The 17,178-nt window shown below is 62.0% G+C and carries 23 protein-coding genes; 14 read left to right on the forward strand and 9 right to left on the reverse strand.

The genetic code is table 11. The features are described 5' to 3' along the window. Positions 1 to 3 precede the first annotated feature (3 nt). Both C3E99_RS03035 and C3E99_RS03040 read right to left on the reverse strand, forming a co-directional pair. Complete coding sequence (locus C3E99_RS03035) at positions 4 to 810, reverse strand: hypothetical protein (protein WP_104959385.1); 807 nt, start codon at positions 808 to 810, stop codon at positions 4 to 6. Positions 811 to 821: 11 nt separating this feature from the next. Next, entirely contained in the window at positions 822 to 1,376 is a 555-nt protein-coding gene (locus tag C3E99_RS03040) for a hypothetical protein (RefSeq protein ID WP_104959386.1), read from the reverse strand. Positions 1,377 to 1,950: 574 nt separating this feature from the next. Here C3E99_RS03040 and C3E99_RS03045 point away from each other — a divergent pair. Next, positions 1,951 to 2,265 carry a response regulator transcription factor gene (locus C3E99_RS03045; protein ID WP_234002573.1) on the forward strand — a complete coding sequence of 105 codons (315 nt, stop codon included), beginning with the start codon at positions 1,951 to 1,953 and terminating at the stop codon, positions 2,263 to 2,265. Positions 2,266 to 2,951: 686 nt separating this feature from the next. Here the strand turns inward: C3E99_RS03045 and C3E99_RS03050 are convergent. After that, a complete protein-coding gene (locus C3E99_RS03050) occupies positions 2,952 to 3,653 on the reverse strand; it encodes a DUF6118 family protein (protein WP_104959388.1) in 702 nt (233 codons plus the stop codon). Between the two features lie 9 nt (positions 3,654 to 3,662). Continuing rightward, positions 3,663 to 6,608 carry a Ti-type conjugative transfer relaxase TraA gene (gene traA, locus C3E99_RS03055; RefSeq protein WP_104959389.1) on the reverse strand — a complete coding sequence of 982 codons (2,946 nt, stop codon included), beginning with the start codon at positions 6,606 to 6,608 and terminating at the stop codon, positions 3,663 to 3,665. A 172-nt stretch (positions 6,609 to 6,780) separates the two neighbouring features. Here traA and C3E99_RS03060 point away from each other — a divergent pair, with 172 nt between their 5' ends. The 5 genes from C3E99_RS03060 (at position 6,781) to C3E99_RS19945 (ending at position 8,483) form a co-directional block, all read left to right on the forward strand. Next, positions 6,781 to 7,086 (forward strand): conjugal transfer protein TraD, encoded by a 306-nt coding sequence (locus tag C3E99_RS03060; protein WP_067182227.1) that lies wholly within the window; start codon positions 6,781 to 6,783, stop codon positions 7,084 to 7,086. Positions 7,087 to 7,108: 22 nt separating this feature from the next. Beyond that, positions 7,109 to 7,390, forward strand: coding sequence for a conjugal transfer protein TraD (locus tag C3E99_RS03065; protein ID WP_067182224.1), 282 nt, complete (start codon positions 7,109 to 7,111; stop codon positions 7,388 to 7,390). Then, the gene (locus tag C3E99_RS03070) at positions 7,380 to 7,871 is read left to right on the forward strand and encodes a hypothetical protein (protein ID WP_067182222.1); all 492 of its coding nucleotides are present in this window, start codon (positions 7,380 to 7,382) and stop codon (positions 7,869 to 7,871) included. Before C3E99_RS03065 ends, C3E99_RS03070 begins: the two co-directional genes overlap by 11 nt. Then, on the forward strand, positions 7,829 to 8,257 hold the full coding sequence (locus C3E99_RS19615; RefSeq protein WP_148650819.1) for a hypothetical protein: 429 nt from the start codon (positions 7,829 to 7,831) through the stop codon (positions 8,255 to 8,257). Before C3E99_RS03070 ends, C3E99_RS19615 begins: the two co-directional genes overlap by 43 nt. Positions 8,258 to 8,318: 61 nt before the next feature. After that, positions 8,319 to 8,483 (forward strand): hypothetical protein, encoded by a 165-nt coding sequence (locus C3E99_RS19945; protein WP_172709630.1) that lies wholly within the window; start codon positions 8,319 to 8,321, stop codon positions 8,481 to 8,483. A gap of 3 nt (positions 8,484 to 8,486) precedes the next feature. Here C3E99_RS19945 and C3E99_RS03080 read toward each other — a convergent pair whose 3' ends face one another. From C3E99_RS03080 to C3E99_RS03090, 3 genes are all read right to left on the reverse strand, one after another. Beyond that, entirely contained in the window at positions 8,487 to 8,918 is a 432-nt protein-coding gene (locus C3E99_RS03080) for a MucR family transcriptional regulator (RefSeq protein ID WP_404950406.1), read from the reverse strand. Positions 8,919 to 9,021: 103 nt separating this feature from the next. After that, positions 9,022 to 9,963 carry a sigma-70 family RNA polymerase sigma factor gene (locus C3E99_RS03085; protein ID WP_067182213.1) on the reverse strand — a complete coding sequence of 314 codons (942 nt, stop codon included), beginning with the start codon at positions 9,961 to 9,963 and terminating at the stop codon, positions 9,022 to 9,024. A 2-nt stretch (positions 9,964 to 9,965) separates the two neighbouring features. Continuing rightward, positions 9,966 to 10,448, reverse strand: coding sequence for a hypothetical protein (locus C3E99_RS03090; protein WP_234002574.1), 483 nt, complete (start codon positions 10,446 to 10,448; stop codon positions 9,966 to 9,968). 617 nt (positions 10,449 to 11,065) lie between these two features. Between C3E99_RS03090 and C3E99_RS03095 the strand changes: the two genes are divergently transcribed. Further along, positions 11,066 to 11,368: a hypothetical protein gene (locus tag C3E99_RS03095; protein WP_158682086.1), complete on the forward strand. Its 303-nt coding sequence runs from the start codon at positions 11,066 to 11,068 to the stop codon at positions 11,366 to 11,368. 97 nt (positions 11,369 to 11,465) lie between these two features. Next, positions 11,466 to 11,681 carry a hypothetical protein gene (locus C3E99_RS19620; RefSeq protein ID WP_148650817.1) on the forward strand — a complete coding sequence of 72 codons (216 nt, stop codon included), beginning with the start codon at positions 11,466 to 11,468 and terminating at the stop codon, positions 11,679 to 11,681. Between the two features lie 211 nt (positions 11,682 to 11,892). Here C3E99_RS19620 and C3E99_RS03100 read toward each other — a convergent pair whose 3' ends face one another. After that, complete coding sequence (locus C3E99_RS03100; RefSeq protein WP_067182202.1) at positions 11,893 to 12,813, reverse strand: nucleotidyltransferase and HEPN domain-containing protein; 921 nt, start codon at positions 12,811 to 12,813, stop codon at positions 11,893 to 11,895. A gap of 428 nt (positions 12,814 to 13,241) precedes the next feature. Between C3E99_RS03100 and C3E99_RS03105 the strand changes: the two genes are divergently transcribed. From C3E99_RS03105 to C3E99_RS03130, 6 genes are read left to right on the forward strand one after another with little or no spacing between them, the layout of a single operon-like run. Then, on the forward strand, positions 13,242 to 13,472 hold the full coding sequence (locus tag C3E99_RS03105) for a helix-turn-helix transcriptional regulator (RefSeq protein ID WP_067186968.1): 231 nt from the start codon (positions 13,242 to 13,244) through the stop codon (positions 13,470 to 13,472). Beyond that, positions 13,459 to 13,647, forward strand: coding sequence for a hypothetical protein (locus C3E99_RS03110; RefSeq protein ID WP_234002575.1), 189 nt, complete (start codon positions 13,459 to 13,461; stop codon positions 13,645 to 13,647). The genes C3E99_RS03105 and C3E99_RS03110 overlap by 14 nt, the downstream gene beginning before the upstream one ends. A 44-nt stretch (positions 13,648 to 13,691) precedes the next feature. Then, positions 13,692 to 13,976, forward strand: coding sequence for a toxin-antitoxin system TumE family protein (locus tag C3E99_RS03115; RefSeq protein WP_067182197.1), 285 nt, complete (start codon positions 13,692 to 13,694; stop codon positions 13,974 to 13,976). Then, positions 13,961 to 14,314 (forward strand): HVO_A0114 family putative DNA-binding protein, encoded by a 354-nt coding sequence (locus tag C3E99_RS03120; protein ID WP_234002576.1) that lies wholly within the window; start codon positions 13,961 to 13,963, stop codon positions 14,312 to 14,314. The genes C3E99_RS03115 and C3E99_RS03120 overlap by 16 nt, the downstream gene beginning before the upstream one ends. 17 nt (positions 14,315 to 14,331) lie before the next feature. Next, positions 14,332 to 15,966 (forward strand): recombinase family protein, encoded by a 1,635-nt coding sequence (locus C3E99_RS03125; protein ID WP_067182192.1) that lies wholly within the window; start codon positions 14,332 to 14,334, stop codon positions 15,964 to 15,966. Positions 15,967 to 15,988: 22 nt separating this feature from the next. Further along, positions 15,989 to 16,483, forward strand: a complete 495-nt coding sequence (locus C3E99_RS03130) for a winged helix-turn-helix transcriptional regulator (RefSeq protein WP_076077627.1) — start codon at positions 15,989 to 15,991, stop codon at positions 16,481 to 16,483. Between the two features lie 281 nt (positions 16,484 to 16,764). Here C3E99_RS03130 and clpS read toward each other — a convergent pair whose 3' ends face one another. Continuing rightward, on the reverse strand, positions 16,765 to 17,130 hold the full coding sequence (gene clpS, locus C3E99_RS03135) for an ATP-dependent Clp protease adapter ClpS (RefSeq protein WP_067113696.1): 366 nt from the start codon (positions 17,128 to 17,130) through the stop codon (positions 16,765 to 16,767). Positions 17,131 to 17,178: the final 48 nt, after the last annotated feature.

Consider the following 17,178-nt stretch of genomic DNA (forward strand, 5'->3'; position numbering starts at 1 on the left):
GCGTCACGGTATTTCCAGCTTGGACGTAATCGTGCCCGTCAATCCGGGGACATCCTTAGCGGCGACCGAGGCCAGCCGGTCCTGGTGCGGCAAGAGCGCCGAAAAATCTCCGAGTTGAACATGGTCGGTATCGAGCTCCACGCTCTTTCCGCTGGCGTCGGTGAAGGTCCAGCGCGCCGAGTTGAGCACCGCAATACCCGTCCCGGGATTGCGGAGCCGCAGTGTCAGCCCGCCGTCGGCTTTATGTTCGACGACCTCGACGACGATATCGGATCTCGCGGACTCCGGCGATACGATGATGTGGCTGAGGAAGTTGAAGCTGACCTTTACATCCGCCTGTGCGTTGGCGCCGCCCTTCGCGGCGCCGGTGCGGAAATCGATCGGCAATTGTGCCACACGCACGCCATACATCCGGGCCTCGGCGAGTGCGGCGTCGCCGATATAGCGTATCTGCACGGTCTGTTCGCGCCCCGGGGGGATGGCGGTCTGCGCGGGATAGACCAGCAGATCCTTGTCCTCCGGTACCCGGGTCGGCGTTCCGGTCTCGTTGACGCTCGCACGAAAGGGGATCATTTCGAGCATGATCGGGACTTCGCCGGTATTCTTGATCGACAATGTCAGCCGGGAATCGGGACCCGTCGGACGGATCGTCGCGAGCATGGGCTGAATCTGATAGCCCTGCGCATGCGCCGGCTGGGCTATGGCGAGAAGCCCGATGGCCGCGGCCCAAAGTGGATATGCGATACGCATGAGTCTGCCCCCGGCACCAAAATGCAGCATGGGATCGCCCGTGGGGGCGATCCCATGCATTACCCGTCCGATCAGATGGACGAAGCGGTGAAGCTGAACACCTCGGTATAGGTGCCAGCAGGCGCCGCATCAGCCGGGAACACGTTGGGGGTCGAGAAATCCGGCTGGGTATTGGCATTTTCGACGTTCACATTGAGCCAGAGCTCAAGTGGAAGGCCATTGGCGACGCTTTGTGCATAGCCGGCCTGCTGCCGCGTGAAGAGGCCGACGGCTTCGGCATTGCCCGGCGCCGTATCGGTTTCGTTGATCACGAAGTTGGCATTCGTGGGCGACTTCAGTGTCATCGCATAGTTGATGCGATTGCCAGCTGCGCTGAGCAGGTCACCATTGAGCGGATCGGTGACCATCTTCGTTCCCGAAGCGGCATTGCACGAAAGGCGCAGGTTCGCGACCTTCTGATTGTCGGTGAACGCGATCGAGGCGGTCCCGCTCGAGACATTGGTCAGATTGACGTTGCAATAGGGGGCAACGACGCCCTGCACACTGAGCGATTCCGCCGAGGCGGGGGCTGCGCTGAAACCGACCAAAGCAACGGCGGCCGAGGCAAGAAGCAATGAATGACGCATATCGAATTTCCTTGGTTTTAAGTGATTTCCGGGAATGTCCGGCTTCCTATGCCCGATATTCGAGCAAAAATCCGATCCCTTGATGAATCGGAATCGAAAACTCACAAAAATTACAAAATGCTTATATGGATTTATACATGATCAATATATACGCTTTATATACACAAGATCATCCAATTAAGATTTTGCCGTTGTTATGAATGCACGACAGTTTTTTATGTCACTATATCATTCATGTTACAACTTAGGCGAATACGTCTGTATTTTTACCTATGAATATTTCTAATCGCGCACCGTGTCTGATGCGCGAAATTTTGGGAACCAAGCACTTTTCATTTCGAGGGTGGCGTGAAAAGTGGCTTTTCAAGTAAAATATTGTATATATTGGACAACTTTATCCGTTGAATGAATATTGATGAAGGGCTACAAGGGCTGGTCGGCGCACTCCGAGTCGCAGTCGAACAAGGGAAATCGCAATTCCCGCACGTGGGCCTGCCCAGGATCGCAAATTTGCTGAGGACCCAGCAAGAGCGATCGCCGGAGGTAAATCATGCCGGATATATTAATGCAGCCTATGACGGCGCGCGAACTCGAAGTTCTGACCCTCGTTGCCTCGGGTGCCTCCGCGAAGGAGATAGCGCGGGTGCTCGAAATTACTTCACGCACGGTCGAGTCACACATCAATCACCTCAAGTTGAAGACACGCTCGCGCAATAGCGCCCACCTTGTAGCAATGGCGCTGGAAGAAGGGCTGATTGACAATCCGTGCCATGTCACTTCCGTGATTGCCGCTGGTATGGTTCCGGTCGAAACAAAGCTTCGACACGGCGGCAAAAGTGTCTTGTCAAACGGGATCGTTGCCATAGCGGACAATATACCGCGGCAATAACATCTTTGGCGGGAAGGTGCAGGCTTCCCGACTGGTAGGGTGATTGACGGCGGCGGCGACTGTTTGATCCGTGTTATCGAGCACCAAGGCGCATCGCCGTCCGGCAAGCCGTCAATTGGCGGATCACTCGCGAGCGGTGCTGATAGGTATTATATCGCTTCCCTACACGCCCATTTGCAAAATCGCTGGCGAGAGTTTTGGTCAAGCGATCTATCTCTGTGGCCAGAGGGTCCGGGTCGGTAACAACCGTGGTGGCCGAATTCTGTAACGACAGGAACCGGGGGAAATAACCGCCTTCATTTTCCCAGTTCTCGACGGCGGATCGTTGCTCCTCCCCCCGCGATGAGGGATATCTCAGATCCTTATGAAAGGAAGCGACGAGTCGAGGCGAAATTCTCGGAAAAGTCGATACAGTTGGCATGGCCCGGCTCCGTAAACGAGCGGGAGTATGAAGACATCTCTCAGTCGCACTGGCGCTCGAAGCATAGGATGCGATACGCTTTATCTGGTGTTGGCAGATGGCAAATACTAGGCCTGACGGCCGATGGCCGCGGCAGTCCGCTGATGTGGATCAAGGTGGGCGGAGCTCGACCGAAGATAATGCATTCGCTAGCCTCATCGACCATTCGTCGCATATGAACGTTCTGACGAGAAAGACGCGTCAGGGCTTGCCGATGGCGGTTCGATCAAGGCTGCCTCCTCACCCTGATCGTGCAACGCACAGGCTGCTTGGCCTTGGCGGCCTGCTGCACGCAAGCGTCAATGGCCTCGCGGTTGTAACGGCGCATCTCGGCGGCCTCGGCGATGGCCTGCCACGCCGCAGGGCTGTCGGCGTGCATGATCCGGGTTCCCGCTTCCCATAGAGTCGGCTCGCGCACAGTGCGCGCGGCGATGCGTTCGGGCAGATGCCAGCTTGTCGGAAGGATGCGCGCCACGAACCCGGGGAGCACCGCCCACAGGAGGCAACCGGCGAGCAAGCCGCTAGCGGCCGCCCATTTGAGGTGGCGGTGCTGTTCACGGATTGTGGAGGCGGTTCCCACCAAGGCCCGCAAGGCGTGTGCCGCCTCGCCATGCTGCTTCTTCGCCTCGGCGAGCGTTGCCAGGTCTTCGCGCCGTGCCTCCGTGGCCGCTGCCGCGATCCGCGCCGCCATATCCTCGGGAGTGATCGTCATGGCGGGCTTGCCCTCGATCGCGACAAGCCGCTTCGCCATCTCGGTCAGCGTGCTGCTGTAATCGGGGATATCGATTTCGGCCTTCTCGGTCGCCAGATGTTCGACCGCGCGGCGCATCATCGCCATTTCGCCTTCGAGCCGGTTGAACGCCCGTGTTGCCGGATCGGGGTCCGGATCGTCATAGGGCAGTCGGGGTAGCTTTCTGTCGTCGTCCATATCTTCCTCCTATCGGCTCATGCCAAGGTCGCGGGCGCGGTCAATCGGCACCGACGCCGCAAGGTCGTGCGCGACGTCGCGGCCCATGTTCGTTCCGATGCCGAGTTCGTGCCGCCGCCCGCGGAGCAGCGATTCCATCTGCGCGTCACGTTCGAGGCTTTTCGCCATGCCCGCCAGTTCCTGACCGACCCGCTTCGCGCCCCGAAGGTCGCCGTCGCGGCGCAAGTCCTCGTGCGCCTGCCGAAGCTGCTGCCAGCCCTCGACAAAGCGGTCAGCGCGCTGGAATGGGTCGGCGCGCAGTTCGGCTTCCTTGTTCATCGCACGTACCGCGGCCTGGCCGCGCCCTTCCGCGGCCTCATGGATGAGTTCCGGCTGGCGCTGGAAGGCATTGCCCAAATCGGTGGAGGCATGGGGCCGGATCGCCTCCAGCGCCTCTCCCGCCCTGTTCAGGGCGTCATGCTGGTGAGGCAGCACCGGCAAGCCCCGGTCGCGCATCCGATTGATCTCGTTCGCCGCGCGGGCGTAGCGTTCGACGGCGCGGCGCTGGCTGGACGCATGGGAGGGCGCGGCCTGCGCCTGCTCATTCTTCCGTTCCGGCGGGCGAAAGCCCGCGAACATCCCCTGATCGCGCTGCTGACCAGGCAGCGAGAGGCGCAACCCATCGAACATGCCGCGCGCCTTCTCGGGCACGGCCTTGACCATCTCGACAACGCGCTCGCGGACGCCGATGCCGCGCCGCTCGGCGAACTGCTGCGCCGGATCGCGGACCGCATAGTCGCTCGCCATGTCCTTCGCGCCATCGCGCGACAGGGCTCGTACAAGCCTATTTTGATTGGCAAAGTCCTCGCGCGCATAATAGAGATCAGCGCGCTCGCGATGCCGCGACAGTCCGACGTAAGCCAGGTGGCTGTTACCCCCCGGTGTCGCGAGCATATGGGCACGATCCACGGTCAAACCCTGCGCTTTGTGGATCGTGGCGGCATAGCCATGATCGAGGTCGCGATAGTCCTTCACGTCGAACGCGACGTTGCGCCCGTCATCCGTGCGGACGGTCATGCCCTGCCGGTTCACCTGCTCAATGGTGCCAAGCGTGCCGTTCTTGACCTCAAGGCTGCGTTCGTTGCGCAGGAACATGATGCGGTCGCCCGCCGCAAAATCCCGGTCGCCGCGTTCGACCTTGAGGTGAACGTCCGCGCCAAGATCTCCGCTGGCGCGCATCGCATCGCGCGCCGCTTCGTTAAGCTCACGCACCTCGGCATTGGTGTGGGTAAGGATGATCCGGCTGGCGCCGGGGTCCGCCTGCCGGTCGCGATCCCAGCGCTCGATCAGCTCACCGCGCGCCGCCTCGCGCGTCTCGGCGGCGTGGACCATGCCGCGTGTCGCATAGGCATCGATGGCCTTGCCGGTTCGCCCCGTGGCAAGGTGCCGCGTGGCCTGCTGCTGCCAGCTCTCATGCTGACGCCGCACCTCGGTGATCTCGACGCCGCCGTGGCGCTCGTGGATCGCGCGGAACGCCGCGCCCGCCTCGATCGCCTGCAACTGCTGCGGATCGCCCACCAGCACGACCTTGGCGCCGGCATCGGCGGCATGGGACAGCACGCGCTCCATCTGGCGCGTGCCCACCATGCCCGCCTCGTCGATCACCAGAACATCGCGCGAAGTGAGCAGGTCGCGGTCCTGTGACCACCCATATTCAAGGCTGGCAATGGTGCGCGAGGCGATGCCCGAACCATGCTCCAACCCTTCGGCTGCAATGCCCGACAGCGCCGCACCGCGCACCTCATACCCGGCGCGCTCCCATGCCTCGCGCGCCACGCCTAACATCGCGCTCTTGCCGGTCCCGGCGTAGCCGACGACGAGGCTCAAATCCCGCTCGCCCGTCACATGATCGAACGTCGCGCGCTGCTCGCTGGCCAGCAACAAGCCGCGTGCTTCCGCCTGCGCCAACGCCGCTTCGCGTGCCTTCTCATCGACGCGATGCCGTTCGCGCTCCGCGATCAGTTCGCTGGCACGCTGCAAGCGCTGTTCGGTGTCGATCATCTCACGCGATGTGAACCGATCGTCACCGCGTCCGTCCTTGCCGAGCGCGACAAGATCGGGCGCCGCGCGAACGGCGCTCATTGCCCGGTCATATTGATCCTTCCCGTCGGTGTGCCGATGCACGAACATCGCCATATCGCGCTGCGTGAATGTGGCTTGGCTGTGCGTGATCGCATCGAGCGCGACGCGCGGCTCCGCGATGATGCGTTCGCCGTTGCGCTGCGCAATGGCGCGATGATCCTCGATGCGTTCGGATTCCAACCCGCGCTCACCCATGCGCGAAGCTGCGGCGCCGATCTTGTCCTGCGGTTCAAGGCCGATGCCCTGCGTTTCCAGCGAACGGTGATCTATCCGGGCGTCAATGTCGAGTTCGGCGAGGCGAGCGTTGACATGATCGGCCCAACGCTCGCGCCACTGCTCGACAAGCTCGGTGCGGTTCCAGTCGCGCTCCTTCGCGCCGAACCCATCCCCGCCGACCTCGCGCATGGTCAGCATGACATGCGCGTGCGGCTTCGCCATGCCGTCCGCGCCGATATCCCAATGCACATTCAAATCCGCGATCATGCCGCGTTCGACAAACTCCGCTTGTGCGAAGTCGCGGGCCAGTTCGATGCCTTGGCGCTCCGTCAGCTCGCGCGGGATGGCGAACTCGACCTCGCGGGATAGCTGCGCGTCTTTGCGCTTCTCGAACGCTTCGACGTCATTCCACAGCCGCTCGCGGTGGCGCCATTCATCGGGCGCGTTCTCGGGAAGCAGCACTTCGCTGTGCACGACGCCAGACTTGTTGGTGTAGTCATGCGCGCGATCGAGCCGCTCGTCGTGCAGCCGATCGGCGGACCGATAGGCGGCGGCTGCCACGGCGCTACGACCCGCGGCGCGGCTGATGACTTTGACCGAGAAGTGATAGATTGCCATTGCGGCAATCCATCTACACTTCAAAAGCCACGTCGGCACGACGTATAAGCGCGCCCTTCTCGAATAAATTCTTCGCAGGGACCAGGTGGTGTCAGGCTGTCCCGGCGACACTACTGCATCACCGGTGTCACTCTTCTATCATGGTCGCATCGACACTCAATGGAGACTTGCGATGCGAAAACCCCGCGATTTTGAGTCAGAGCTGAAGGCGCTCGCAGACAAGGCGAAGACTCTCAAGGAACGGCGTGTGCGCCAGCTTGGCGAACTGGTCGCAGCAACCGGGGCCGACGCGCTCGATGCTGACATGCTCGCCGGCGCATTGCTCGGTGTCGTCGCGACGAAAGACGCTGGCGCGAAGGAGGCCTGGCGCAAGGCGGGCGCGGCCTTCTTTCAAGGTAAGGCGCGAAAGCCTGCGCCGCGAACTGAACAGAAGCCGGAAGGCACTCTACCGCTCGAAGGCGGCGCGGCATCGCGTTGAGGCACGAAAGGCTCGGACCGATATGCGCGAATGGGTCGTGAAGCGCCGCGAGCGCACGAAGCAATTAATCGAACTCGGCGGTCTCGTCGTGAAGGCGGGGCTTGTCGATCTGGCCGGCGACGATCGCGCCACGCTCTACGGCGCCTTCCTGGCGGTCGCGGACAAGCTCCGCGGCGAGGATCGCGATTACGCGCTGGTCCGCTGGCAACGCAAAGGCAAGCGGGCGTTCGAAGCCGAACAGGAGGCCGCCCGGGATGAACGTTCTTCACCCGTCCCGGCACGAGGACAAGGCGATGGTCGATAACGAAAGGCACACGATGTTCACCGTCGGGCAGCACGCATTGCTGACGGCCGATCTTGAAGTGTCGGGGATCGATCCGGATAGGTTCGGTTTCTATGACCAGCTTGGCTTTCTTGCCCGCGAAAACACCGACCCCGCCTATCTCGAACGATATGCGCAGTGGGTTCTCACGCGGCCAATGTCTCCGGTCTATGAGGCCCGTGTCCGCGCGGTCGTCCCGAAACTCGCCCATCTGCTGCGCGAGACCTTCGCTGCCCACGACGCACACGGCCGCTGCCTCGCCGTCTGCTCCATGATGACGCGAATGCTCGACCTGCTGCAGATCTGGAGTTTTGGCCTGTTCGGATCGGTGGTCCTCGAAGTGCCCGATCAGGGCAGGCGAACAATGCGGACGATCGCTTTCAAGCGCGACCCTGACGCTGATGCTGCCGCCGGTCATGCATGGTCTGCGCGCCGCCCTTTCTCATCATCGATGCAACCCTAGCGCTCCAACGCTGGGACGCGGCGATCCTGCCGTTCCTTCCGGGCGTCGTTCTGGCGGGTTCCGAGGCCTCGAAAGTCGAGGCGCGCGTCGAGGATATTGTCGATGATCGAGTGAGAGACTTGTTCGCCGACGCCGAAGGCTGGCACGACCCTTATTTGCATCATCGCCTCGACCCGAGCCTGAGGGGATTCCATCAAACATTCCCGGCGCGCGATGTCATAATGCCAAAGCTGCACATGCGCTTCGTTCCGGTCCTGATCCGGCAACCTTGCGAAACGCTGGCCGAGATCGAAGTGAAGCGCGGCGGGCCGTCCGGACTGGACGTCTGGAACAGCGTTGTGACGCCGGCTTTTGGCGTGACTCCCTTGCCGTCTGGGCATCGATGAACGCGTCCCATATTACGCCGGCAACATTGCCCGATGGCGGCCGGGCTGCCATAGGCGTCCCATGACACAGGAACTGGCAAATACCGTTCTTCGGGTGATCGAACGCGCGCCGCAATGGATACGGCGCGACCTCGACAGCAAGGATGCGGTTGTCCGCATCCGTGCCGAGGAATCGCTTGCAGCGATGATCGCCGATGCACTCGACAGCCAGGCTGCCGAAGGCTGACGGCTATTTCTTGAAGAGGGAGATGGTCTTCTTGCGGCCGCCGCCACGTCCCTTGGTGCCGAGGCCGATCTTCTTTGCCAGCGCACTGCGCTGTTCGGCATAGTTCGGTGCAACCATCGGGTAGTCTGCCGGCAAGTTCCACTTGGCGCGGTAGTCGTCGGGTGTCATGCCGTAGCGCGTCATCAGGTGGCGGCGCAGCATCTTGAGCTTACGGCCGTCCTCAAGACACACGATGTAATCGGGCTTCACTGACGCGCGGATCGACACGGCGGGCTTCTGTTCGATCTCGGGCTCCGCGGTCTCGCCAAGTCCGGTAAGGGCGCCGTGCACGGTCTGGATGAGAAGCGGCAAGTCGGGGACCGCGACATTATTATTGCTGACATGCGCGGCGACGATGTCGGCCGTCAGCGTTACCAGCGATTCCTGATCGTCCATTTCTGTCTCCATCGGCGCAGTATTATTAGGGATCTATTGCTAAACATGACATGCACAGATGTTGTCGTCGCTTCAAGCGCGCGATGATGTTGTATCCGCCCATTCATAGAAAAGCGGACCGAATGATTTCCCATTTCAGTTGCAGGCCGAGCCGCATGACCATGACGTCAAACCTTATGCGTTCGCCAAGCGACGGATGGCTCATGCCGATGATCGCATAATCGGCCTGTTCGCGAAGGCGTTTGACGCGTCTGCGGCTGATGCCGAGCCGCCGCGCGATCTCTTCGGATGAACGGCCGTAGCAGTTGAACAATATCCAGACCTGCCGCGTGCGTTCGGGCTGACTGGCCAGCGGCTCGGGAATCTGCACCGTGTCGGCGACCTCTTCGCCGTTCCTTTCGGCTTCTGTCGGCGGTCTTTCGTCGGGTAAGGGACGCCGACGCCGCCGATGTTCCGCATAGCCATGCGGATAGCGCCGACCCGGCATCAGGCACTCCGCCAGCCATTCGTCGAACGGCTGCCACCCCGCGCATCGGAGTGCTTCCGTGACACGTAGCAGACGCTCGCGCCGATACCGGCGCCACCGCAACACGGTGCGCCAGAGATCGACCGTGGCGACGCCGGCCCGGTGCGAGCGGGCGACCGCTCGGCGCAGTGCGGCCGGTAGCTGCGGGACGAGGGACGCAGCCGCCGCGTCCTGGTCGGCCCGGATGTCGGCGATCGGGTTGGGCCATATGATCTCGCCCCGATAGCCGCTCTCAGCGAAAGCGGATTCGAGCGAGCGCCGATAGTCCTGCCGCAACCGCGCCTGCAAGGCGGCAGTCGCCGGCCCAACGCAGGGGACCGGTTCGCTATAGCAGACATGCGCACGAACGATCGCGCGCGCGTCGACAAGGCAAGCAGCGATGGTGTCGCGATCCGTACCGATCCGCTCGGCCAATACATCGACATCGAGGCCGAAAAAATTGTGGAGCAGAAACAGGGCGCGTGGAAGCGGAGGCAGGAGTTCCACCGCTTCGATCCGCCGATTATAGAGGTGCATCATGGTCAGCGCCTCCGTTCGCGGGGATGGAGCGGCGCATGGCGCGAGGCACGATAGAGGGTGATGCCCGCCTCGATCCGGTCGAGGATGAAGGTGTCGCGCTCGGCTTTCGCGATGCGAACGTCGGCTTTGGAGTAAAGGTCGAGGGCGACAGCGCAGCGGTTGCCTATCTCGCGCTGGATCACGTTGCGGGCACGGTTCCAGCAGCACTCTTCCTTGAACAGCGGATGGTTGACGACGATCCACAGTTCGTAATCGGAGAAATCGATCGTGCGCCGATCTTCATACCAGCTCTTCCGTGCATAGGGGCCGATCAGGATGATGCGTCTGATCTGGCCCGGCTCGGGCGCTTGCACCTGTTCGGGATCAAAACAGGCGCGCAGGATGCGCGTGATGCGCTCGATCTCCTGTTGCTTGCGGCGGATCAGATGGCCGACGCGCGCCATCACGACCTCGCGCGCGTAGACGTCGTTCGTTGGGATAGTCATTTGCAGCTCACACACCAGCGGTCCACGCGTCGAGCGCGGATGTGCAAGCGGTGTCCGCTGTTCTTGTGCCGCCCTAGCGGCTTACAGCAACTGCCCGACCGCGGTGGCCGAACCTACATGATGCCTGGCAGGACGTTCCTCGGGATGGCCGCCAGTCTCTCCATCCTGTAACGGGGATTGTGTCAGAAATACGGAGTTTCGGCAAGCCGCCGAGAGATGGTCTATTTGTGGACAATTGATCCAATACCGCAATATTGACCGGCCGGCCGGAAAAGAATCGATTATTCGGACGTTATGGCTTGCGATTTATGTGCTGTCACACAAGTGGAAGAGCGTCGCGCTCTTTTTATCTACCAGTGAGCTTGATAATGCATATTTGCCCCCTATCTAAGGGGCACAATGTCTGTTTCTCTTAAATTCTGGAACTGTGGGCGCCTACTGATTGGCGCTTAGCCGGACGCACGCCGTGCCAGGCTGCGTCCGGTGCATGCATCCGAGCGCGAATGCGGTCCTCCGCGGCCGCGGCTCATATCCTCTTCCGATGCAGGGCAAACCCTTTCCCACCCATGCAGCCACGCCCGCGCGGGCGCTAATGCTGCGCAAAGGAGATTCCAGACATGGCAACCAGAGCTTATTCCCGTTTGCGGGGAGCGTCACAGAGGACGCAAGAGACCGAAAATCTGCTCGCCCGTTATCCTCGGCTCGGTGAGCAGGAGTTGGCGCGGCTGATCGAGATATTCCCCGCCCTGCCGCCGATCGACAAGGCGGTGATTGCCGCCGACGAACGATTATCAGGCAAGCTGGCCGCATTTTATCGCGACCATGGCGACAAGCTCTACCCGTCGATCGCCGCGCTGTCCGTGCTTCTCTTCTTTCCCGTCACGGCGGCGGCCACTGCGCTGTGGTGGCTATTCGGCTGATTTCCGCGACCGTGAGCCGCGCGTCCGACCGAACGGCCGGGCTGCGCCGATCCCATTTATCCATTGGCGACATGTCTCGCCTTGAAGGACAGTGATTATGTCAACGAATGCATTTGCCCGTTCCAACGCTCATCCGGCCGACGGTCCGGTTCGTCCTGGCGAGAACCACAAGCCTCCCATGGCTTCGGCCGCCGCACTGGCGAACGAAGCCCGTTTCGCGGTAACCGGCGAGGACATCTCATCGTTTGCGACCTTCGTCCCGGTCGGCCTGCTGGCGCTCATCTCGTTCGGCGCAATGCTTACCTCTCATTGATCCCTCCCGCGCCCGCGTCGAATTGCATTGCTGGGTGGCCGCGCAGATGTGCGAGCGGTGTCCGTTGCGTGCCGCCCGCGCGGCGTGCGCCGACTGTTCGACCATCGGCCGGGCCTGAATGATGCGGGCGGGACAATCCCGCTGGAACGTCTCTGGTCATTTTATCCCGTGCATGACACCATGCCAGAAACGCCGGAGCCTCGGGAGAGAGCTATTGGTGTACCGCTTTTGCCAATGTGGCGATGTGGTCCGAACAGATTTGATGGACGACGCAGCCAAGTTCCTCGACGCGCTCGCCGAGCCAGGCCAGTTCTTCCTCGCTGATCCGATAATGCTTTGAATAGCGCGCCTTGGTGTAAGCTTCCTTCAGTTTCTGAAACATTGCGCGTTCGCGGCGATTATTCTCTGGCCAGATACCGTAGAGGCGTCGGTCCAGCCCCTCAGCGAGTGATCGGAGGAAGGCAATATTGTGGTTATAGGGCGTGTAGAATGTCGCCGTGAGTAGAAGGCAGGAGTAAAGGCGCTCGACCGTTTGGTGCATGTCGAACGCAGCATCTTTAAGAAAGCCGCGTTCAATGTCGAATCTGGCAATCTCGAACCGCTTCATTGCCGATGGGAAGCCGTCCTCAAAGTATTCCTTCGCTGTTTCCAGCGCCTGCTCTGACGTCTTCGGCTTCGGCGTCGCCAGTTCCCGGCCATCGGCTTCGTAAAGCGCAATGCCGTCCTTGGCAACCTCCATGAAAAAGACGCGACCGTGCGCGAGGCCATCGTTCACCTCATGCAGCGAATGGACGATAAAATTGACCGGCGTCCTTAGCGTCTTCTCGATGGTATAGGCGCGAATGAGCCGCTCCTCGGCTTTCGCCCAATAGGCGGCGCGGTCGGTCAATTCCTTCTGGCTGACGATGACGACGATGTCATAGTCGGACTTATACTGGTTTGCCGATGCGGGTGCATCGACCCAATCGCCGCGCGCGTAACTGCCGAACAGGACGATCTTGAGAATGCGCGCGCCCTTGCGGCGCCCGGTCGCATTCTCGGTCGCCTGGCCGAACTCGTCGAACAATATCTCGACGATGCGCTCAAGCTCGCGCTGCTTCGCGGCTGGTAGATGATAGACGTCGGTGCGCATTGCTGGAATCTTCAGCCAATCTCCGGTCCTTGGCAAGAGCTATCGGCACCGCGGCGTCGATACGTGCCCCGATCGGCACAGCAATGCCTCCTCTGTTGCACGGGCCGGACAGGCTGACGCAGACTGGTTCGCGGCGGGCAGACCACCGAATGCTAGAGTCTGCGTATGATTCGAACCGGCGCCGCAAAGCGATTATCCATTCGCACCACCTGTATGAACCAATGCTATTGTGCGCGAAGCTTTCCTATTCCTGCCTCTTCGCGCCGCGCGCTGCCGTTTATGCGCTATTGTGGGCTATCTTTTGTCTTTGCATCCTATGCTTCGATTGCGCCGAGCGGCAGCGAAGAAGCACTTGAACGGCGGGCCTCGACCGTTGAAGTCTGTCCGCAAGGGGCGTCATTAACCATCAGGTGTTGGAGGTAGTCCCCGTGCCCGCTCCCGAACGAATTATCCGTATCAAGACCGTCCAAGATCGCACCGGACTGTCGCGCTCGACCATCTATCGCAAGATCGCCGAGGGCACCTTCCCGCGGCAGCAGAAGCTTGGCGTCCACGGGGCCGGATGGCACGAATCCGCTATCGACCGCTGGGTCGCCAACCCCGCCGCCTATCGTGCGGATAATGATGATGACGCGGGGACCGGCGATGCACGAGGATGATGCGCAGCCCGAACGAGGCATCGTTCCAACCAACGATAATGCGCCCGTGCTGCGCGCCGCCGAGGTCGATGCCGCGCTGACACGCATCGCCGAGGCGATCGGCCGCCACATCGCGCGCGAGCATATTCGTGCGCTGTGCGCCGCCAATGACAATGATCCCATCGACAAAGGTTGATGGAGTCATTGACAACGGGGCTGATCGTTGGTAGAAAATCCAACATGAAGGCGGAGCCGCTTCTTCACGAGCGTCATCAACTCGGCGCCGAGGCGTTCGTGGAATTGCGGATATGGCGCGTGCCGCGACGCGTGCCGGGGTCGAACCATGATCTCAAATATGCCCTCGCTTATGTCGTCGGCGGCATCTGCGTGCTGCGCTACGACAATGAGGCCGGCAAAGGCGATCACCGCCATGTCGGCAAGCGCGAGACGCCCTATGCCTTCACCACACCGGCAGCCTTGCTGGCGGACTTCTGGAAGGACGTGGACAAATGGAAACCCGAATGAACATCGTGACGCTATCCGTCGCTTCGCGCGAAGCGGTCGAAGCCCGTGCGCTGGCGGCGTTCGAGGGCAAGGCGCAGGGCGCGCATTATTCCTTCGGGTCGACCGACCTGCTCTGGCAGACGCTGACGCGCAAACGCTGGGAACTGCTTCAGGCGATGACGGGGCAAGGCGTGATGTCGATCCGCGAAGCCGCGCGGCGCGTCGGGCGCGACGTCAAGGCGGTGCATGGCGATGTCCAGGCGCTGCTCGCGGCCGGGGTGATCGACCGTGCCGAGCGCGGCATTGTCTTTCCCTATGATGCGGTCCACGTCGATTTCATGCTGACCAAAGCTGCGTGACAGAAGGGGGAAACGCCATGATCCGTGCTGCGCTTTATGCCCGCTATTCCTCCGACCAGCAGAATGCGGCGTCGATCGCCGATCAGCTTAGCCTCTGCCGCGAGCGTGCGACACGCGAGGGATGGCAGGTCGAAGGTATCTATGAAGATGCCGCCGTCTCAGGGTCGAGCATGATCCTGCGTCCCGGTGTCCAGCGGCTGCTGGCCGATGCGCAGGCGGGCAAATTCGATATTGTACTGGCGGAAGCCCTCGACCGCGTGTCGCGCGATCAGGCCGATGTCGCAACGCTCTACAAGCATCTCCAGTTCGCTCGGGTGCCGCTCATCACCCTCGCCGAAGGTGAAATCTCCGAGCTTCATGTCGGGCTCAAGGGCACGATGAACGCGCTGTTCCTGAAAGACCTTGCGAAGAAAACGCATCGCGGCCTGCGCGGGCGGGTTGAGAGGGGCTTTTCCGCTGGCGCGGTCGGCTATGGCTACCGCATGGTGCGGCGCCTGAACAGCGAAGGCGAGCTGGTTCGCGGCGAGCGTGAAATTGATCTGGCGCAGGCGTCGATCGTCGAACGCATCTTTCGCGAATTTGCGGCGGGAAAAAGCCCGATCGCCATCGCGCGCGACCTCAACGCGGATGGCATAGCGGGGCCTTCTGGAAAGCCGTGGCGCGATACCAGCATCCGCGGCACACCGCGCCGCGGCCTCGGCATCCTCAACAACGAACTCTACGTCGGCGTCCGGGTCTGGAACCACAAACATTATGTGAAAGACCCGACCACCGGCAAGGACGTCACCCGGCTCAACCCGGAATCGGAATGGGTGCGCAAGGCGGCGCCCGAACTGCGTATCGTCAGCAATGAGCTATGGGACGCGGTCAAGCATCAGCAGGAAGCACTCGCCGCGCGCTACGCGGGCCACAAGGAAGCGGCCCAGGCACGAAGCGTCAATGGGTTGCGGCGTCCGGCCTATCTCCTGTCGGGTCTTCTCGAATGCGGCGAATGCGGCGGCAACTATGCGATCGTCACGACCGATCGTTACGGCTGCATTGGTCATCATCGCAGCCGGAACTGCACCAACGGCCGGACGATCCGGCGCGAGGAGCTGGAACGCCGGGCGCTCGCCGGCATTGCCGAGCGGCTGGTGTCGGCTGACAAGATCGACGCCGCCGTTGCCGCCTATGCCACGCATATCAACCGAGAGAACCGCGAGCGGCGCATTCAGATCGAAGCTGACCGGAGAGGGCTGGCGCGGATCGACAAGGCCGTCGCGGGCATCATGGCCGCGATAGAGGACGGGCTGTATCAGCCGTCTATGAAAGCGCGCATGGCTGAACTGGAACGCGAGCGGAATGAGGTCAACGCGCGGCTGGCCGAAGCGCCAGCGGGCATCCCCGATATCCATCCCGGCATTGCTGAAATCTACAAGCGCAAGGTTACCAAGCTCACGGAAACGCTCAAAGACCCGCAAGCGCGGCTCGATGCCTCAAGCGACATTCGCTCGCTCGTAGGCAAAATTGTGCTACATCCCGGCGAGAAGCGCGGCGAGGTTCACGCGACCCTCCACGGCTCACTGATGGGAATTCTCGACTTTGTGAACGACAACCCACAGCCGACCACCGACCGAGTTATAATAAAGGTGTGCCCGGGTTCGCGGGAATGACGAACGAAGGAGGGGCTAGAGTTTGCCCAAACGCACCGACCTGTCGAACACCTTCTGCCCGCTCGGCCGCTCGGCCGAGCTGCTCGGCGACCGGGCGGTGCTGCTGATCCTGCGCGAGCTGTTCTTCGGGCGGCGGCGGTTCGAGACGATCGTCGCGACCACCGGCCTTGGGCCGCAGCTCGTCTCGGCGCGGCTCAAGCGGTTGCTTTCGGAAGGGGTGATCGAGCGCCATGCCTATCGCGACCGGCCGCCGCGCCACGAATATCGGCTGACCGCCAAGGGCAGGGATCTGTTCGACGTGCTCTATGCCCTGCGCGGCTGGGCCGAGCGCTGGGCCTATACGCCCGGCGAGACGGGCGGCGGGCCGGCGATGCGCTATGTGCACCGCGCGTGCGGCGCCGATGTCGGGACGGCGACGATCTGTCCGGGGTGCGGCGAGCCGCTGCGCTATGGCGAGCTGAAAGGCGAGCCGTCGCCCGCGCTCCGGGCCGAACAGGCGGCGCGTTCGGGCGGTTGATTTCCCCTTCGGCTTGCCGCTAGAGCGGCGTGCCATGAATCTGCAACGCCCCTTATCCGTTCGTGTCGAGCGAAGTCGAGACACTCATCGACCTTGCGCCACGCTGATGGGTGTCTCGACTGCGCTCGACACGAACGGGACGATGGGTCAGATTTAACGCTCGATGCTCTAGTCGCAGTGGAGAGGGTAATGGTGCGCGCATTGCAGCCCATCCCGCTGCGAGTAGCGAGCAAGCTCGCAACCCTCGCTGCCCCTCCCGCATGCGGGAGGGGATGAACCGTTTACGCCTTCTCCAGCGTGCACTGCAGCGGGTGCTGGTTCTGCCGTGCCGCGTCCATCACCTGGTTGACCTTGGTCTCGGCGACCTCGTAGCTGAAGACGCCGCAGACGCCGACGCCCTGCTGGTGGACGTGCAGCATCACCTGCGTCGCGCGCTCGATGTCCATGTTGAAGAAGCGCTGGAGCACCATCACGACGAATTCCATCGGCGTGTAGTCGTCGTTGAGCAGCAGCACCTTGTACATCGACGGCTTCTTGGGCTTCGCGCGCGTGCGCGTCGCGATGCCGACGCCGGGGGTGCCGGGCGCGCCATCGTCCTTGTCCGCCATCGCGTGGACCAGATGCGGGATCGAAGCGGGAAGCATCATCGGGGGAATATCGCAAGCCCAGCCGGAATCGCAAGAGGGAGGGGTGGT

Origin of the sequence: Sphingopyxis sp. MG (genome assembly GCF_002953155.1) — a bacterium.
Taxonomy (GTDB): Bacteria; Pseudomonadota; Alphaproteobacteria; order Sphingomonadales; family Sphingomonadaceae; genus Sphingopyxis; species Sphingopyxis granuli.

What these genes read in the sequence shown, in the direction of transcription:
- C3E99_RS03095 (WP_158682086.1), top strand. Translation starts at nt 11,066, where the DNA reads ATGGCAACCAGAGCTTATTCCCGTTTGCGGGGAGCGTCACAGAGGACG.
- C3E99_RS03090 (WP_234002574.1), bottom strand. Translation starts at nt 10,448, where the DNA reads ATGACTATCCCAACGAACGACGTCTACGCGCGCGAGGTCGTGATGGCG.
- C3E99_RS03100 (WP_067182202.1), bottom strand. Translation starts at nt 12,813, where the DNA reads ATGCGCACCGACGTCTATCATCTACCAGCCGCGAAGCAGCGCGAGCTT.
- C3E99_RS03125 (WP_067182192.1), top strand. Translation starts at nt 14,332, where the DNA reads ATGATCCGTGCTGCGCTTTATGCCCGCTATTCCTCCGACCAGCAGAAT.
- C3E99_RS03045 (WP_234002573.1), top strand. Translation starts at nt 1,951, where the DNA reads ATGACGGCGCGCGAACTCGAAGTTCTGACCCTCGTTGCCTCGGGTGCC.
- C3E99_RS03080 (WP_404950406.1), bottom strand. Translation starts at nt 8,918, where the DNA reads ATGGACGATCAGGAATCGCTGGTAACGCTGACGGCCGACATCGTCGCC.
- C3E99_RS03110 (WP_234002575.1), top strand. Translation starts at nt 13,459, where the DNA reads ATGCACGAGGATGATGCGCAGCCCGAACGAGGCATCGTTCCAACCAAC.
- C3E99_RS03115 (WP_067182197.1), top strand. Translation starts at nt 13,692, where the DNA reads ATGAAGGCGGAGCCGCTTCTTCACGAGCGTCATCAACTCGGCGCCGAG.
- traA (WP_104959389.1), bottom strand. Translation starts at nt 6,608, where the DNA reads ATGGCAATCTATCACTTCTCGGTCAAAGTCATCAGCCGCGCCGCGGGT.
- C3E99_RS19620 (WP_148650817.1), top strand. Translation starts at nt 11,466, where the DNA reads ATGTCAACGAATGCATTTGCCCGTTCCAACGCTCATCCGGCCGACGGT.
- C3E99_RS03040 (WP_104959386.1), bottom strand. Translation starts at nt 1,376, where the DNA reads ATGCGTCATTCATTGCTTCTTGCCTCGGCCGCCGTTGCTTTGGTCGGT.
- C3E99_RS19615 (WP_148650819.1), top strand. Translation starts at nt 7,829, where the DNA reads ATGGTCTGCGCGCCGCCCTTTCTCATCATCGATGCAACCCTAGCGCTC.
- C3E99_RS19945 (WP_172709630.1), top strand. Translation starts at nt 8,319, where the DNA reads ATGACACAGGAACTGGCAAATACCGTTCTTCGGGTGATCGAACGCGCG.
- C3E99_RS03120 (WP_234002576.1), top strand. Translation starts at nt 13,961, where the DNA reads ATGGAAACCCGAATGAACATCGTGACGCTATCCGTCGCTTCGCGCGAA.
- clpS (WP_067113696.1), bottom strand. Translation starts at nt 17,130, where the DNA reads ATGATGCTTCCCGCTTCGATCCCGCATCTGGTCCACGCGATGGCGGAC.
- C3E99_RS03035 (WP_104959385.1), bottom strand. Translation starts at nt 810, where the DNA reads ATGCATGGGATCGCCCCCACGGGCGATCCCATGCTGCATTTTGGTGCC.
- C3E99_RS03070 (WP_067182222.1), top strand. Translation starts at nt 7,380, where the DNA reads ATGGTCGATAACGAAAGGCACACGATGTTCACCGTCGGGCAGCACGCA.
- C3E99_RS03065 (WP_067182224.1), top strand. Translation starts at nt 7,109, where the DNA reads ATGCGCGAATGGGTCGTGAAGCGCCGCGAGCGCACGAAGCAATTAATC.
- C3E99_RS03060 (WP_067182227.1), top strand. Translation starts at nt 6,781, where the DNA reads ATGCGAAAACCCCGCGATTTTGAGTCAGAGCTGAAGGCGCTCGCAGAC.
- C3E99_RS03085 (WP_067182213.1), bottom strand. Translation starts at nt 9,963, where the DNA reads ATGATGCACCTCTATAATCGGCGGATCGAAGCGGTGGAACTCCTGCCT.
- C3E99_RS03050 (WP_104959388.1), bottom strand. Translation starts at nt 3,653, where the DNA reads ATGGACGACGACAGAAAGCTACCCCGACTGCCCTATGACGATCCGGAC.